Origin of the sequence: Shimazuella alba (assembly GCF_009831235.1) — a bacterium.
In the GTDB taxonomy this organism is placed as follows: domain Bacteria; phylum Bacillota; class Bacilli; order Thermoactinomycetales; family Thermoactinomycetaceae; genus Shimazuella; species Shimazuella alba.
Genome location: NZ_WUUL01000001.1, coordinates 394,181 through 409,807, shown reverse-complemented (window position 1 = coordinate 409,807; position 15,627 = coordinate 394,181). Strand labels below are relative to the sequence as shown.

19 protein-coding genes and 2 pseudogenes are annotated in these 15,627 nt (G+C 36.9%); 17 read left to right on the top strand and 4 right to left on the bottom strand.

Annotated features, from left to right (window positions below):
* Window positions 1-112 precede the first annotated feature (112 nt).
* From GSM42_RS02045 to GSM42_RS02025, 5 genes and pseudogenes are all read left to right on the top strand, one after another.
* On the top strand, window positions 113-820 hold the full coding sequence (locus GSM42_RS02045; protein WP_420820959.1) for a GntR family transcriptional regulator: 708 nt from the start codon (window positions 113-115) through the stop codon (window positions 818-820).
* Window positions 817-927 (top strand): annotated as a pseudogene (locus tag GSM42_RS20915) (FGGY family carbohydrate kinase); the annotation flags it as partial. The gene GSM42_RS02045 and the pseudogene GSM42_RS20915, both read left to right, overlap by 4 nt.
* Window positions 921-1,244 (top strand): annotated as a pseudogene (locus tag GSM42_RS02035) (GntT/GntP/DsdX family permease); the annotation flags it as partial. The pseudogenes GSM42_RS20915 and GSM42_RS02035, both read left to right, overlap by 7 nt.
* 206 nt (window positions 1,245-1,450) lie before the next feature.
* Window positions 1,451-1,591 (top strand): sporulation protein, encoded by a 141-nt coding sequence (locus GSM42_RS02030; protein ID WP_160799564.1) that lies wholly within the window; start codon window positions 1,451-1,453, stop codon window positions 1,589-1,591.
* A complete protein-coding gene (locus GSM42_RS02025) occupies window positions 1,572-2,255 on the top strand; it encodes a sporulation protein (protein ID WP_160799563.1) in 684 nt (227 codons plus the stop codon). Before GSM42_RS02030 ends, GSM42_RS02025 begins: the two co-directional genes overlap by 20 nt.
* A 303-nt stretch (window positions 2,256-2,558) precedes the next feature.
* Here GSM42_RS02025 and GSM42_RS02020 read toward each other — a convergent pair whose 3' ends face one another.
* Window positions 2,559-3,518: a helix-turn-helix transcriptional regulator gene (locus tag GSM42_RS02020; protein ID WP_160799562.1), complete on the bottom strand. Its 960-nt coding sequence runs from the start codon at window positions 3,516-3,518 to the stop codon at window positions 2,559-2,561.
* 135 nt (window positions 3,519-3,653) lie between these two features.
* Between GSM42_RS02020 and GSM42_RS02015 the strand changes: the two genes are divergently transcribed.
* Window positions 3,654-5,030: a tetratricopeptide repeat protein gene (locus tag GSM42_RS02015; RefSeq protein WP_160799561.1), complete on the top strand. Its 1,377-nt coding sequence runs from the start codon at window positions 3,654-3,656 to the stop codon at window positions 5,028-5,030.
* Between the two features lie 11 nt (window positions 5,031-5,041).
* Complete coding sequence (ku, locus tag GSM42_RS02010; protein WP_160799560.1) at window positions 5,042-5,842, top strand: non-homologous end joining protein Ku; 801 nt, start codon at window positions 5,042-5,044, stop codon at window positions 5,840-5,842.
* Here the strand turns inward: ku and GSM42_RS02005 are convergent, their stop codons facing one another.
* Window positions 5,843-6,181, bottom strand: a complete 339-nt coding sequence (locus GSM42_RS02005; protein WP_160799559.1) for a hypothetical protein — start codon at window positions 6,179-6,181, stop codon at window positions 5,843-5,845.
* 110 nt (window positions 6,182-6,291) lie between these two features.
* On the opposite strand from GSM42_RS02005, the gene GSM42_RS02000 reads away from it, so the two are divergent.
* Entirely contained in the window at window positions 6,292-6,699 is a 408-nt protein-coding gene (locus tag GSM42_RS02000) for a GNAT family N-acetyltransferase (RefSeq protein WP_160799558.1), read from the top strand.
* Between the two features lie 51 nt (window positions 6,700-6,750).
* On the opposite strand, the gene GSM42_RS01995 is transcribed toward GSM42_RS02000, so the two are convergent.
* Both GSM42_RS01995 and GSM42_RS01990 read right to left on the bottom strand, forming a co-directional pair.
* On the bottom strand, window positions 6,751-6,948 hold the full coding sequence (locus GSM42_RS01995; protein ID WP_160799557.1) for a CDGSH iron-sulfur domain-containing protein: 198 nt from the start codon (window positions 6,946-6,948) through the stop codon (window positions 6,751-6,753).
* A 29-nt stretch (window positions 6,949-6,977) separates the two neighbouring features.
* Window positions 6,978-7,748 (bottom strand): alpha/beta fold hydrolase, encoded by a 771-nt coding sequence (locus GSM42_RS01990; RefSeq protein WP_160799556.1) that lies wholly within the window; start codon window positions 7,746-7,748, stop codon window positions 6,978-6,980.
* 104 nt (window positions 7,749-7,852) lie between these two features.
* Here GSM42_RS01990 and uvsE point away from each other — a divergent pair, with 104 nt between their 5' ends.
* The 9 genes from uvsE to GSM42_RS01945 all read left to right on the top strand — a co-directional run bounded on the left by uvsE (window position 7,853) and on the right by GSM42_RS01945 (window position 15,548).
* Window positions 7,853-8,827, top strand: coding sequence for a UV DNA damage repair endonuclease UvsE (gene uvsE, locus GSM42_RS01985; protein ID WP_338055201.1), 975 nt, complete (start codon window positions 7,853-7,855; stop codon window positions 8,825-8,827).
* 81 nt (window positions 8,828-8,908) lie between these two features.
* Window positions 8,909-9,853: a thioredoxin-disulfide reductase gene (gene trxB, locus GSM42_RS01980; protein ID WP_160799554.1), complete on the top strand. Its 945-nt coding sequence runs from the start codon at window positions 8,909-8,911 to the stop codon at window positions 9,851-9,853.
* 243 nt (window positions 9,854-10,096) lie between these two features.
* A complete protein-coding gene (locus GSM42_RS01975; protein ID WP_160799553.1) occupies window positions 10,097-10,531 on the top strand; it encodes a PTS sugar transporter subunit IIA in 435 nt (144 codons plus the stop codon).
* 239 nt (window positions 10,532-10,770) lie between these two features.
* Window positions 10,771-11,040: a PTS sugar transporter subunit IIB gene (locus GSM42_RS01970; protein WP_237446423.1), complete on the top strand. Its 270-nt coding sequence runs from the start codon at window positions 10,771-10,773 to the stop codon at window positions 11,038-11,040.
* A gap of 15 nt (window positions 11,041-11,055) precedes the next feature.
* A complete protein-coding gene (locus tag GSM42_RS01965; protein WP_160799552.1) occupies window positions 11,056-12,351 on the top strand; it encodes a PTS ascorbate transporter subunit IIC in 1,296 nt (431 codons plus the stop codon).
* Window positions 12,352-12,363: 12 nt separating this feature from the next.
* Entirely contained in the window at window positions 12,364-13,356 is a 993-nt protein-coding gene (locus tag GSM42_RS01960; RefSeq protein ID WP_160799551.1) for a phosphotriesterase family protein, read from the top strand.
* 16 nt (window positions 13,357-13,372) lie between these two features.
* Window positions 13,373-14,107, top strand: a complete 735-nt coding sequence (locus GSM42_RS01955) for a creatininase family protein (protein ID WP_160799550.1) — start codon at window positions 13,373-13,375, stop codon at window positions 14,105-14,107.
* Window positions 14,101-14,811, top strand: coding sequence for a KDGP aldolase (locus GSM42_RS01950; RefSeq protein WP_160799549.1), 711 nt, complete (start codon window positions 14,101-14,103; stop codon window positions 14,809-14,811). The genes GSM42_RS01955 and GSM42_RS01950 overlap by 7 nt, the downstream gene beginning before the upstream one ends.
* Before the next feature lie 2 nt (window positions 14,812-14,813).
* Window positions 14,814-15,548 (top strand): SIS domain-containing protein, encoded by a 735-nt coding sequence (locus GSM42_RS01945; RefSeq protein WP_160799548.1) that lies wholly within the window; start codon window positions 14,814-14,816, stop codon window positions 15,546-15,548.
* Window positions 15,549-15,627 lie beyond the last annotated feature (79 nt).

Here is a 15,627-nt window from a genome sequence, read left to right as displayed (position 1 = left end):
ATTCAGCCTCTTAAAAGCGCTTGCATTTCAAAAAGTGTATACTATAATACTTGTATACAAGTATACTTGTTATATAGATAGGAGGTTCATTTTGACAGACTCAAAGGATTCGATGTACCCAACAAAATGGCTTTCCAAAGCCTCTACTGGTGAGCGTGTAGCTTGTGACCTCAGAATGCGTATTATTTCTGGTCAAATTGAAAGCGGTTCCATATTATCAGAAAATAAATTAGCCGCAGATTATGGGGTTAGTCGGTCGCCTATTCGCGATGCTTTAAAAAAACTAGCAAATGAAAATATTATTCGCTTAGAGAGAATGGGGGCAGTAGTGGTTGGTTTAACAGAGAAAGAGATAGAAGAAATATATGATGTGCGTCTACTCATTGAAACATTTGTTTTTGAACGTCTAGTAAGAATGGAAACGAAGAACCTAGTTAAAGAACTAAGTAAAATACTGGAAATGATGAAAATTGCCATTAAATATAAAGATGCAGATGAGTTTTCTTATCAGGATGTTTTATTTCATGAAACGATCATTCGCTCGATTAATCATTCCTACATCATGATGATATGGAATAATGCCAAACCAGTCATGGAAAGTTTTATCCTATTGTCGATGCGAGTGCGGTTCGAGGAGAAATATGATGACCTAGCACGTATTGTCAAAAATCATGAACTGTATATTGAAGCGATAAATACAAAAAATAGAGACATTATGATTCAATCCTTACATCTGAATTTTGATGATGTTCAAGGTAAAGTAGATGATCTTTGGAGATCTCAACAAATGCTATCAAGTGAACGGGAGCAACAGAAATGACTAGCTATATGTTAGGTGTTGATATCGGCACGACAAGTACGAAAGCTGTTTTATTTAGTGAAAAAGGTAAGGTCATCCAACAAGAAAATATCGGATATCAACTGCGTTGTCACCAATTTTACTCGCATGGATAATCGCAGCAATTTTACGGATTTCTCTAGGCTCTGCTACTGTTGCTGCTCTAACAACTTCTGGTCTGGTTATTCCGTTGTTAAATCAAGCAGATGTTAATTTAGCTTTAGTTGTTCTTGCAACTGGTGCCGGTAGTTTAATTGCCTCGCACGTAAATGATGCTGGTTTCTGGATGTTCAAAGAATTTTTCGGTTTAAACATCAAAGAAACATTTGCAACCTGGACATTATTAGAGACGATTATTTCGGTAGTCGGGTTAGGATTTATTCTATTGTTTAGTTTAGTAGTTTAGCAAAATGGAAAAATAACAATTCAATAAATTTACGAATACAGGCCACTCGTTGAGAGAGGCTTGTATTTTTTTGTTCACCATAATTATTTCCGCAGTCTTAAAAAAGTATTAGAGCAGGTTGCCTATATGTTAAAGATAGCTTTGAAACAATTCAGCGATATTCGTTTATGTTATTATTTTTAAATAGACTATAAAGGAGATTAGTTATGTTTGAAAAATTTTTTGCTTTCATTGGAATAGGATCGACTCAAGTAGATTTACAGCTTGATCAAAATAAACTGACAATGGGACAAACAGCATCTGGTAGCTTACATCTACTTGGAGGTAATGTCAGTCAAGAGAGGTAATGTCAGTCAAGAAATGGAGTCCTTGGTCGTTCACTTGTATGTGAAATATAAATATATACATAGTAAAAGGCGAGATCACACCAATCGGTTTAGTCAAATCGTAACCAGCATCCCCATCAAACAGTCTACGTTTCGGATTGAGCCTGGACAAGAAATCCAATTTCCTTTTTCATTCGATTGTCCAGAGAATTTAGCCGTTTCATCAAAAATGACTGAATATTACTTCCGTACAGAATTAAAAATAAGAAATGGTAAAAATTCTGGAGACACCGATCCTATCCAGATCAGTGCTTCAGGGTTGATGAAGCATTTTTTAGAAGGGTGCAAATCTTTAAGAATGAGTTGGATTCATGAAGGTTACACAGGACCCAAAGCACCAGAACCAAAACAATTTATTTATTTTCTTCCTCCTCGTATTTTTCGGGATCGAATCCAAGAAATTTTGTTTGAATTTAATCCACATGATACAAAACAAGGGATTTATGGAACGTATCAAATCATCAAAAAGGGAGAAGGTGGGGAAAGTAGTCTGCTAAAAGATTTTTTACCAAATACAAACGAACATTTCCACTTTTCTCCTAATCAACTTGCTACAATAGAAACTGCTGCAGAATCAATTAAGAGATGGATTGCTTCGCAAGCTGTAAACTTGCCCCGATCATAGTAGCCGATAAAACCCCATTAAAGATGATAGAGTCACTGTTTAATGTTATTCAGCAAAGTAAAAGTAGAGCATAGCAAGCATTCGATTCCTTAATGTGCAGGCAGTTGGTTATTTTGTGTCTGAAATATGTTTAACGTACAATTTTCTCGAAAAGATACGGAGATCTAATACAATGAGATGGTCAATGAAAAAGCTCCTATTGAAGAAGCTTTTTCTTTTTATGGAACTTTTGAATAGGACTAACTTCGTTTGTATTTGTAGCTCCCAATCATTGGTTTGCATGAAATGACCAAATGGTAACTTCTATTCTTGTTGATAGTGATCTTGTAATTTTTGAGAAAGGTTAACCAATGATGCACGTAAAGAATCTGGTTCCACGATTTTTATAGATGTTCCATAGGTGAATAAGAAATTAGGGATACTGGTTTCTAAATTATTTTGCTCCACTAAAAATTGGATCTCGTTTTCCGTTTGACGGACAAAAAAGTATTGAAGCTGCCAATGATGGCGGAGATATTGGATTGCTTCTTTGGAACCTTGAATGGTTATGGTAACCAGATGACCTTCCTGTTTCGGAGCTAGCCAGTCCAAGAAAAAATCAGTTGCTACAAAGTTTTCAGGTCGAACAAAGTTGGATTTTAATTTTTCTATGTTTTGAAGGCGATCCAAGCGGAATGTTCGTTTTTCAGAACGAAGATGACAATATCCTACTAAATACCATTTTCGATTCCAATGCACGATACCATAAGGATCAACCTGTCTACTCTCAGAAAAAGAAGAACCTTTTTTTTGGTAGTAAAGGGTCAACTGTGTGCAGTAAGCGATTGCTTCTTCAATTGTCTGTAATAGCTTATCATTTACTAACATCGTGGAAGGTGTAACGATATCAAATCCACGTGTATAGTTTGCCAACTCCTTCTGTTGTTCTTCACTCATTTGATATTCAATTTTTTGCAGAGCATTTTCTAATGATCCTTCATAAGGGTATCCTGCTTGTTTAGCAAATTGAGCTGCATAGAACAGAGCTTTTCTCTCATCTGTATCAAAAAATAATGGCGCTTCTACAAATCGTCTGAGTAAACGATATCCACCATCATGACCTGTTTCAGCTATGATAGGGATTCCGCTAGCGCATAAGGAATCAATGTATCGGTAAACAGTACGAGTGCTTATTTCCAATTGTTCTGCAAGTTCAGCTGCGGTCATCCGTTGTCTGGATAGTAATAACCATAAAATAGAAAGCAAATTATCTGCTTTTGCCATCGTATCACTCACTCTGCATCGCTTATTCTGCAGTAAGTATATAAGAGTTTTGTATTATCCACAATAAACAATGAGCATACAATCTTTTGCAAAGGAGATACTTTTGATAAATCAGTTTGTACGGGAGTGTGAGAGATGTTTCACAAAGTTTGGCTTCAAGACATGGAAGAACAGCTCAATGAACTAAAAGCCAATTACCCTAATTCAACCGTTACAGAACGCGCAAAATGGCAAAAACGCTTTTTGGAACTAAAACAGGCTTCTCATTTACTACTAGAATCATGGGCGAAGATCGAAGATAAGATGGCAGCTATTTCAACTGAATTTCCAGAGATAGCAAATGACGAAGAGATAGAAATAGAAGAAGAGTTTTGGTTGCATGAATCAGTAGTTCGTCAATTTCGACAAGGGCAAGGTTATTATGGATTGACGATGTTTCGGGAAGCAGAAGGCTTCTTTGCTGATGTTGTAGAAGAAGAACCGGATTTTCTGCTGGGGCGTTTGTATTTGGGATTAAGTCAATTTCAACGAAAAGATTGGGACCCCGCTATTCACCATTTTCAATTGGTAGCGATTACTGCTACACAGGCTCCTTTTTTAGCATTTGCTCATCATATGATTGGTTGTATTCGAGTCAATCAAAAAAACGAACAAGCGGCTATAAAGGCTTTTGTGCAGGCGATTGAACATGATAAAGAAAATGCAGATGCATGGTTTAATCTAGGTGCATCCTATTATCGATTACAGCAATACCATGATGCAATTCCTGCGTTTTATCATGCCCTTGCTTTAAATGAGCACGATTGGGAGGCTATGTATTATTTGTCTAGTTGTTATCGACACCACAAAGAATGGAACAGTGTTACTTACTGGAGATTAGCATCTTTAGAAAAGACCAATCATCCACAAGTAATGTTATCACTTGCTCATGATTATGAAGAAATGGGTCAATCTGACCAGGCAATCATCTGGTACCGGAAATTACTTGGTCATCCTGAACATAAAAGGGCAGCATATCATGGATTAGCTTGGAATTATTGGACCCAAAAAAACGCAAAAGAAGCTGATCTGTGGGTGAAAAAGGGTTTAACGCTGTATCCAAACGATCCTGATTTATTGTTTACTTTTATGTGGATAAAGCTTTCCGAAGGGAATACAAAACGTGCAGAAAAAGCATATGACACATTACCAGAAAAAGTGAAAAATGAACCTATCTGGCAAGCGATGAAAATGCGTATTTCTACACGTGCAGGAAAATTTGATGAAGTTTCTAATATGGCTCGAGATTTAATAGATCAAGAAAAGCCGATGGCTCAAGCGATGGGTTACTATCATCAAGGTAGATCTATGCTAGAAACAGGTAAAATCCCCGAAGCGATTGAGCATTTTCAATTAGCTAGAAGAAAAGCGATAAAATGGAAAGAGCCTTTATTTTACGAAGGTGTATGCCATTTATTAGAAGGAAGACCAGAAAGCACATTAGCTTGTTGGGAACAACTGAATCTGACGTAGGGGTGAGTGCTATGCATACGATGTGGAAAGGCTCCATCAGTTTTGGACTTGTAAATATACCAATTAAAATGTACGCAGCAACAGAAGAAAAGCCGGTTCGTTTTCGTTCCCTTCATAAAGAATGCCAGACACCTATAAAGATGGAACGTACTTGTCCTAACTGTAAAAAAGAAGTACCTTGGGCAGAAGTAGTCAAAGGGTATGAGTATCAAGATGACAAATTTGTGGTGATGGATAAAGAAGAGTTAGAAAAACTCCTGCCGGATCAAGGTAAAACGATTGAGATACTAGATTTTGTGGATCTGAAAGATATCGATCCTATTTATTTTCAAAAAACATATTATCTAGGTGCTCAGGATACCAAGAGCAAAGCATATGCACTTCTTCGAAAAGCATTAGAAGATTCAGGGAAGATTGGGATAGCCCAAATAACGATGAGATCGAAACAAACGTTAGCAGTTGTTCGTGTTTATCGAAATTGCTTGGTGATGGAAACCATTTTCTATCCAGATGAAGTGCGTGATGTTGATTTAGTGCCAGATTTGCCTCAAGACCTGCAATTAAATGAAAAAGAGGTATTAATGGCAAATCAATTAATTGAACAACTGACTACTGAATTTGATCCAAGCAAATATCAAGATGAATATCGCTTGGCATTAGAAGAAGCGATCGAGAAGAAAATCCAAGGAGAAGAAGTAGTAGAAGCGAAGGAAATTCGCAACGAGAAAGTAGTAGATTTGATGGAAGCACTCAAAGCTAGTTTAGAAGCGACAAAAAAGAAGCCCTCTGAAGAAAAAAGGGCAACTTCTTAATTATTCATCATCATGGTCATCCATGATGATTTTCCCTTTTTTGGATGCCCAGTATCGTAAGTAAGTGTGATCTCCTGTAGGTACTCGTTTGATCTTGTTCCCTTTTTGATCGTACCAAATCTCAATAGATTCATGCTTTTCAACTACGTAGTCGCCTTGTCTTGATGAACTTATTTTTTCTGTTATGATCTCCCTTTTGTTTGTATGTGTATTTGCATTTGCAATAGAAGGCACTTCGTTGTTGTCGATTTTTAATTGATTTCGTTCCCATAGAAAGAGAATCAAGGCTAAATTAATAAACAAAAAAGTACCGATTAAGGATGTTTTTAAGATTTTCAATCCGAGCCTCCTTTTATAAAAGTACTTTGGAATATGGCAGAATTTGTGCTCTGTCGACTTGCTGAGTTTTCGTCTACACTAGACATGATTATGTTCATAGGAGGTTAGACATGCCCGGATTCCAATTAATTCATCAATTACAAGAAGAACAAACTTTGCAACTGCATGAGCTTTACTCCCGTCAGTGGTGGACGAGAGCACGAACATTAGAAGATGTAAAAAAAATCTTAGCTTCTAGTGATCTGCTGTTTGCCTATTGGGATGATGAGGTGAAAAAATTAGCAGCATTTGCTAGAGTATTAACCGATCATGTCTATCGAGCTATGATATTTGATGTAATTGTAGATGAGCAATTTCGTGGTATAGGATTAGGGAAGCAGTTAATGAAGGATATCATAGAGAACACTGCTCATATTGAGCGAGTCGAGTTGTATTGCAATGATGATAAGGTCCTTTTTTACGAAAAATTAGGTTTTTCTTTATTACCTGATACGAGACTTATGCGTAAAACTCAATAAAACAAACAAAAACACCTTCATGAAAAGGTGTTTTCATATGTATGTTGTATGCTATTTTGCTTTTACCACACTTTCGAAGTTCCCCTTGTGACTTCCATCACAAAAGGGTTTATTATCTGATAAACCGCATCGACAGAGCGAAATAGCAGGTTTCGTTTCGAATACATTTCCATCTGCATCGACTAATTCAAACTCGCCTTGTACGAATAGCGAACCATTGTTACGAACCGTAATTTTTGTTTTGTTCAATTTGATTCCTCCTATATGTTTTGCTGCTACTATGTCTGATCTAAGATGAAATTAGTAATAGACGTATTGACTGATTTAGCAGCTTTTGTAGGTATTTGATGAGGTACATTTTTTATTATTTTTATGAGGCTATTTGGCAGTTTTTCACTTACGATTTGTTTTGTTTTTATGAAATTGGAATCATCCTCCCCATACAACAGCAAATTTGGCTGCACAATATCTGTTAAACAATCTATAAAATTAAATGTTGAGCTGTATTGATAGTATTCTTTTATTTTCTGGTAATCTCCTTTATGTGCTTCGTTATTTAGTCGCTCATAAGTAGAGGGCAGATCAGCATTTCCATTACAAATCGCCATTGCAAGCAGAGAAAATGTTGTTTTGTTGGATAGCAAAGAAGCCAACTGAATAAGTCTTTTGATATAAAAACTAGTTGGTGAAATCATAGGACTCATTAGTATTCCCCCACAAAAGAGCTCTTGGTGATTTCTCATTGCTTCTAATGCAATGGCTGCTCCTGTTGAGTATCCGGCTATAAAAGCATTCTTGATTTGTAGATGTTTTAAAATTGCTACTATATCTTTAACAATCAGAGGATAAGTAAACTTCTCTTTTCCAGAATCACTTTTTCCATGTCCTCGCATATCAAAGGTTATGACTTTAAATTTTTCCGATAGTTCTTGTTGTTGATAATAAAAATTGGCACTCGATAGTAAGGGGGGATGAATAAAAATAATTGGTATTCCTTCACCAGAAACTTGGTAATAAAGATTTACGTTATTTACTTCTACATAAGGCATGGGAAAACTCCTACTTTTTTCTTAGGATTTGTAATTTCACCAGATTTTATAGCAACGAAATAAGGTTTGGGGTTTTTTCGAGGAAATCTAGGTACATACTAATAATGGTGATAAAATTGATCGTACGATTTGGATTTGTGGCGATGAGTACCAAAGTATACAATTCTTCGCCTTCAAAGACGATGACCGTAAAAGCATTTCAAGCTATACCAGACAAACGGCTAGCACTACGAAAAGTATTGCGAATAGCACAAGAAAACCTTGCACATACCAAGCGGATTTTGTATCATGCTGCACATCATGGAATTTTATTTTACCGCTTCTCATCGAGACTTATCCCCCTTTTGGGACATGAAGTATTAGCAGGAAAAGATTTTATTCGAGCTCTTCATGATGATTTTGCCGAGATAGGAAAAATCGTAAAGGAGAATAAAATGCGCGTGGGATTTCATCCGGATCACTTTACTGTGCTTAATACACCTAGAAAAGATGTGCTTCAATCGTCTGTAAAGGATTTAATCCGCCACGTTCGTATGTTACATGCCATGGATTTGGATCAGTCTTATAAATGCAATATTCATATCGGTGGAGTGTATAACAATAAACAAGAAGCAGGAGAGCGGTTTGTAAAACGATTTCAGCGATTAGATCCGAGGATTCAAGCTCATATTTGTTTAGAAAACGACGATAAGACATTTACAGCAAAAGAAACGCTACATATCGCTCAAAAAGTAGGAGCGCCAATGGTGTTAGATTTGCATCATCATCGCTGTAACAATCAAGGTGAAACATTGGAAGAGTTATTTCCAATCATCGTAAAAACTTGGAGGAATGAAGGGTTTCCTCCTAAAATACATATATCAAGTCCAAAAAGTGAATCCGATTTTCGAAGTCATGCAGATTATGTGAGATTAGATGATATTGTACCTTTTTTACATTTAGCTAAACAAATTACGAATCATTTAGATATAATGATTGAAGCAAAACAAAAAGATGATGCATTATTTCGCTTGATGGATGAACTAAAAACCTTACATGGTTTGAAAGCATTGACCGAAGGAATGATAGAAATAAAGTAGAAATTAGGGCTGGTTTACGACATCGAAAATAGGGTATAAATGTGGAGTGGTAATTTTTTCGTCTAGGAGGAACATCATCTTATGTATAAAGCAATCGTATTAGGCACTGGACCAGCAGGACTTACAGCAGCTATTTATCTTGCACGTGCAAATCTAGAGCCTTTGGTGATAGAAGGACCTGAACCTGGTGGTCAATTAACAACAACAACAGAGGTAGAAAATTTCCCTGGGTTTCCAGAAGGAATCATGGGACCAGAGTTAATGGAAAATATGAGAAAGCAGGCAGAACGATTTGGAGCTACATTTCGCCGTGGATGGGTGAAAAAAGTAGAATTAGCAAATCGTCCCTTTCAGCTTCATCTCGGTGAAGAAGTAATCAAAACAGAATCACTTATTTTATCTACAGGTGCGACAGCAAAATTGCTTGGCATACCTGGAGAACGAGAAAATATCGGGCTTGGGGTCAGTACTTGTGCAACATGTGACGGATTTTTCTTCCGAGGGAAAAAGATCATTGTTGTCGGTGGAGGAGACTCTGCAATGGAAGAGGCAAACTTTCTAACTCGATTTGCTTCTGAAGTTCACTTGGTTCACCGCAGAAATGAGCTAAGAGCTTCTAAAATTATGCAAGATCGCGCACGCTCCAATGAAAAAATCACGTGGGGGTTAAATAAAACTCCGCTTGAAGTGCTGCGCAATGAAAATGGCGTCACAGGACTCAAGGTGAAAAATAATCAAACTGGTGAAGAAGAAGTAATAGAAACAGACGGGATTTTTGTGGCGATTGGTCACAAGCCAAATACAGAGTTTCTAGAAGATCAGATTCGATTAGATGCAATGGGATACATTGAGGTAAAAGCTGGAACAACCGAAACAAATATTCCTGGAGTATTTGCTTGTGGAGATGTCCAAGATCATATTTACCGTCAAGCTATTACTGCTGCAGGAACAGGTTGTATGGCTGCATTGGATTGTGAACGCTTTTTAGAAGGAAGCTCCGTTCACGATTGGAGTAAATCTTTATAAAAAATAGCCTACTCTTGAAAAAAGAGTAGGCTATTTTTTTATATGATATTAATGTAAATTATCACGTAATAACAGAAGCCTAAGGAAGGATGTGTTATTTTGATCGATTTGAGATATGGAAATTTAATTTTCAATTGTATTTTTATATAAAAGAAAAATAATATTTATGTTAGGCTATAAATAGGAATTACTAATCTGCGATTATCAAAGAATAACCTAAAATAATATGCAGGAGTGAGAAGTGTGGATTTTTTACAAGTCGAAGCAATAGAACTAAATGGTCAAGCAGAAACAGCAGTTGACGCTATTTGGTTAGCTGGAGATTTACTTGTTCAAGTAAAAAAAGTTAAACCTACCTATGTGGAAGCGATGATAAAAAACTTTACTGATATTGGTCCATATATCGTTATCGGTCCTGGTATTGCGATTCCACATGCTCGTCCAGAAGACGGGGCAGTGATACCTGGTTTATCTATGTTTCGTCTTTCTACACCTGTTTCGTTTGGGCATGCATCAAATGATCCTGTGTCACTTGTTTGCGCACTTGCAGGAGTTGACGAAACGAGTCATTTGATGATGTTGAAACAAATTTCACAGGTTCTAAGCAACAAAGATAAGTTAAATATTATTAAGACAACGAATGATGTCGAGGAAGTAGTTCGTTTGTTTCGTCAATGAGATAGATTAACATAAATTTTCACAACAGAAACAGTTTATTTGTCGATAATAGAATTATGATCTGGAATTTAAAGTTTTTTAACGCGGTATAATTGTATATGTTTAGTAAAATTATAAATAAATATCGCTTTTTCTAGCAGCTATTTTTATAGAAATAAGTATAGGAAAAAGGATGACGGAAGAACAGATATTGAGAAATAGGAAAATGAACTGATGCGGAAAAATGATAAGGGGATGACATGATGAAAAAAATATTGGCTGTATGTGGATTAGGACAAGGGACGAGCTTGATTTTGCGTATGAATATTGAACAAGTATTAAATGAATTAGGAGTAACTGCTGATGTAGAGCACGTAGATGTATCATCTGCCTCTGGAATGACTAGTGATTTGATCGTCACAAGTGCTGAATTAGCTCAATCATTAGAAGGACATGAAACAGAGATTGCTATTGTTAACAATTACTTTGATCTTGATGAAATTAGACAAGCATTGCAAAATCGCATCTAGTGAGGTGTCTGGCAATTGAACGTTTTGACATGGATTGCAAATAATATTTTTGGTACACCTGCAATTTTACTAGGGATGATTGTATTAATAGGGTTAGTTTTGCAAAAAAAGAGCACTAGTCAACTAATTACCGGAACACTCAAAGCTGTTATTGGTTTTTTAATTATCAATGCAGGAGCGAATATAATCACTAGTGCTCTCAATATTTTTGAACCTATGTGGAAAGAAGTATTTGGCATAACAGTACCTCCTCTCGCTGGGTATTTAGGGCAAGATGCTTTTAATGCAAAGTTTGGTAGCGCTGTCACATTGGCTATGTCCATCGGTTTTTTGATTAATGTTCTTTTAGCTCGTTTTACTAAATTGAAATACATTTATTTAACAGGTCATATGATGTTCTGGACAACTTCCATTTTTGCTGGGATCGTTGTGAATACAGTCGGAAATGTATCATTCTGGCCTCTAGTGATTTTCTTATCTATCATAATGGGACTTTACTGGACGATCCAACCTGCTTTAACACAACCATTCATGCGCAAAATAACGAAAAATGATCAGATTGCTTTGGGTCATACATCAGCATCTGTTGCATTGCTCGGTGCGGGTTTAGGGAAACTTTTTGGAAATAAAGAAAATGATGCAGAAAAATTAAAAGTACCAAAGGGATTTGAGTTCATTCGTGATTCAAACGTTATTACTGCATTAACGATGGGAGTATTGTTTCTCATTGGATCGCTTATTGTGGTAACCCAAGGAACACCAGGTGCTGCAGCACTTGTCAAACAAGCTGGTCAGCAAAATTTTGTTATTTATTCCATTATCCAATCGCTTACATTTGCAGGTGGAATCGCAGTTGTTTTGGTTGGTGTGAGGATGTTTATTGGAGAATTAGTTCCTGCGTTCAAAGGGATTGCCACCAAAATTGTTCCAGGTGCACGTCCAGCTTTGGATGCTCCTGTATTGTATCCCTACTCGCCAAACGCAGTTACATTGGGATTTTTAGGAACATTAATCGGAGCTGTTATTTGGTTGCTTGTTCTTGGTAAAGGAATCGGTTATGTATTTGTTCCTACCATGATTGTTCTTTTTTTCCATGGTGCGGCTGCTGGCGTTTTTGGAAATGCCACTGGAGGAGTAAGAGGAGCACTACTAGGTGGTTTTGCTACATCAACCATTGTTGCATGGGGACAGTATCTCATGGTAACTAATTTGATCACAAAAACAATTCCTGATACTGCAATGTGGGCAGCTGATTCAGACATGTTTATTTTAGGACCAATTATTAAGTTTTTAGCGCAAATTCTTTTTTAAGGAGTGTCAGACATGTCTTTTATACGCACTTTTTCAGGTGATATAGACCCCGAGCAATTGGGGTTTACTTATTCACATGAACATATCATTTGCCGACCCCCTTACTGGGTAGAAAAGGGGGCAGATGATTTACTATTGGATGATTATGAAAAATCAAAAGCAGATGTTGCCGATTTTCAACAACTCGGTGGTCAGAGTATTGTAGATGCTACTGCAATCGATTATGGTCGGGATGTGTTGGGAGTGGCGAAATTATCTGAGGAAACAGGTATCCAAATCGTCGGGACTGCTGGTTTTAACAAAAGTTTTTTATGGGATGCAAAACTGACCGATTCTCTGCACAACATAATTGGAAATTATACGACATTTGGACAGTGGATTGAAGAGACATCTATTAATGATTTAACGAAACATGTGATAACCGAAGTAGAGGAAGGATTAGAAGGAACACGTTTTAAGGCAGGGCAAGTTAAATTCGGAACAGGATACAATCGAATCATTCCATTAGAAGAGAAAACAATTCGTGCTGTTGCACGTGCTCATCATGAGACAAAAGCGACAGTTCATTCACATACTGAAGCTGGAACCATGGCATTAGAACAAATAGAAATCCTTCAGAGCGAAGGTGTCAATCTAAACTATGTTAGCTTTGGTCATATGGATCGAAATCCAGATCCTTTTTATCATGAACAAGTAGCGAAGACAGGTGCATTTTTGAGTTTTGATGGAATCGGAAAGATTAAGTATTACCCTGAGAGTACAAGAATTGATTGCATCTTACATCTTGTTGATAAAGGCTTTGAAGATCAAATTTTGGTTAGCGGAGATACAGCTCGTAAAAGCTATTATAAGCATTATGACCATGGACTTGGATTAATGTATATCATCGGAAAATGGGTTCCTCGTTTTATTGTAGAAGCAAATGAGCGTGGATATGATGGGGAAGCTTTGATACAAAAGTTTTTTGTCGCTAACCCTGCACGTTGTTTTGCATTTAAACCTTAGAATAGAAGGGATATCTATGTTATTTCAAGAGCAAAATTCATATGAGATTACTTCCTACATAAAAAAATCAAAGGTCGCAATTCTCCCTGTAGGAGCAGTGGAGGCTCACGGTCCACATCTGCCTTTAGGAACAGATAACTATCTTGCTGAAGAATTGTCGAAAAAACTTGCAGATGAAGTTGGTGGTTTGGTTTTGCCAACTCTGCCTTATGGCCAAGTATGGAGTTTAAGCAATTTTCCAGGTAGCTTAACGTTATCCAATCAGACGTTGACCAATCTTATGGTAGAGATAGGGGAAAGTTTATTCCGACAAGGTTTCCGAATTATGACTGTCATCAACGGACACTATGGAAATGCAATTGCTCTAAAAGAAGCTTCTCGAGTTCTCTATGAAAAGTTTCCAGACTGCAAAGTATTTGTCATGTTTTATCCTGGAACAAAAGAAATCATTCGCAATGTTAGGGAATCGACACCTGTACATGATAGTTATTTTCATGCATGTGAGTTAGAAACCTCATACATGCTTTATTTGGTTGAGGAAAAAGTGCAGATGGAAAAAGCGATTAATGATACACCCGTTATACCAGAAACAGCCGATGTGACACCAACACCATGGAGTCAATTTACGAAAACAGCAGTACTAGGGGATGCCACAGTTGCTACAAGAGAAAAAGGAGAAAAAATAATATCAGTTGCTTTGGAAAATATGACTAGAATGATCCAACAAGCGAAGGATGAGTTAGGTTGTTAACAAATCGATTACATGGGCATTTACTATTCAATTTTTTAGCAAAAGATGCTAAAAATCTCCAAGATGTATTAGAAGCTGGAAAGGGCTATATTATTCCAGGAATAACAGCAGCAGATCATGACGTAGAAGCAGCAGTTCAAAAAATACATCAGTTTAAAAAAATGATTGATATAGTCAGTGTTGGTTTGGGAGGAAACGGCAATATAGACAATTGGAAAAAAGCTTTGGAGATTGCAGTGAGGTCCGAAGCTGGTCATGTCAACCAACCTTTTGAAACTGCCAGCTTTGCTATGGGGTTTATTGCTGGACAGCAAAAGGAGTCACAGTGGGTTAATGCGCTCGTTGCTCCTTCTGGAAAAGTGGGGACAGTACGGCTTGCTTCTGGTAAAGAAGTGAATACCGAATGGTTGGTTGAAATGATCAAAGAATTAGGTATACCATCGATTAAATTAATGCCTGTTAATGGATTGATGCATCTAGAAGAACTAATCCATTTAACTCAAGTCGCAGCAAAAAAAGGGATTCGAGCTATCGAACCAGCAGGTGGTATATCAAAAGATAATATCAAAGAAATAGTAAATGGAGTCAAAAATACAGGTATCGAATTATTTATTCCTCATATTTTTGGCTCTACCATTCATCCTACTACGAAAGAGACAATCCCAGAAGAAGTGGCAACTATTTTAGAGAAGGCGAGTGAATAAGAATGTTTGAATCATACTTGGAACAAGTTCATCAGCTTTTAAAGAAAGTCGAACTAAAAGAATCAGAGAAAATTAAACGATGTGCTACTAAAATTTGTACAACCATTGAAAATGGAGGGATTGTCCATATTTTCGGATGTGGCCATTCTCATATATTAGGGGAAGAATTTTTTTATCGAGCAGGTGGGTTAGCCCCTGTCCGAGTTATTTTTCATGAACCATTAATGCTTCATGAAGGTGCAGTCACTTCTTCCCACAACGAGCGGAAAAATGATTATGCGAAAATATTCATGGAGAAGGAAGATATACAGCCCCAAGATGTGGTTATTGTTGTTTCTACATCTGGAAAAAATCCAGTTCCTATAGATGTTGCCTTAATTGCAAAGGATCGTGGAGCATTTGTGATCGGGCTTACTTCTTCGTCCTATTACAAGGAAAATTCACGTCATCGAGAAGGAAAGCTGCTCTATGAAGTGGTTGATATCACATTGGATAATCATATTCCAAAAGGTGATGCGCTGATGAAACATCCTTCGTCTTCCATTTCATTTGGTTCTGCATCTACCATTATTGGGGCAGCGATTTTAAATAGTATATTTATTGAGACAACTAATTCCTTGATTGAAAAAGGTAATCATTCACCACCTGTTTTTATTAGTGGGAATGTAGAAGGAGCAGATGAACATAATAATCAATTGGTGGAAAAGTACCATAAGCGGATTTCCTTGTTGTCTTGATAGGATAATCTGAAAGTACTTGTAGGGAAATACGATACAAGTACTTTTTTATTTTTTCTGAAGGAAGGATGGTAGAATA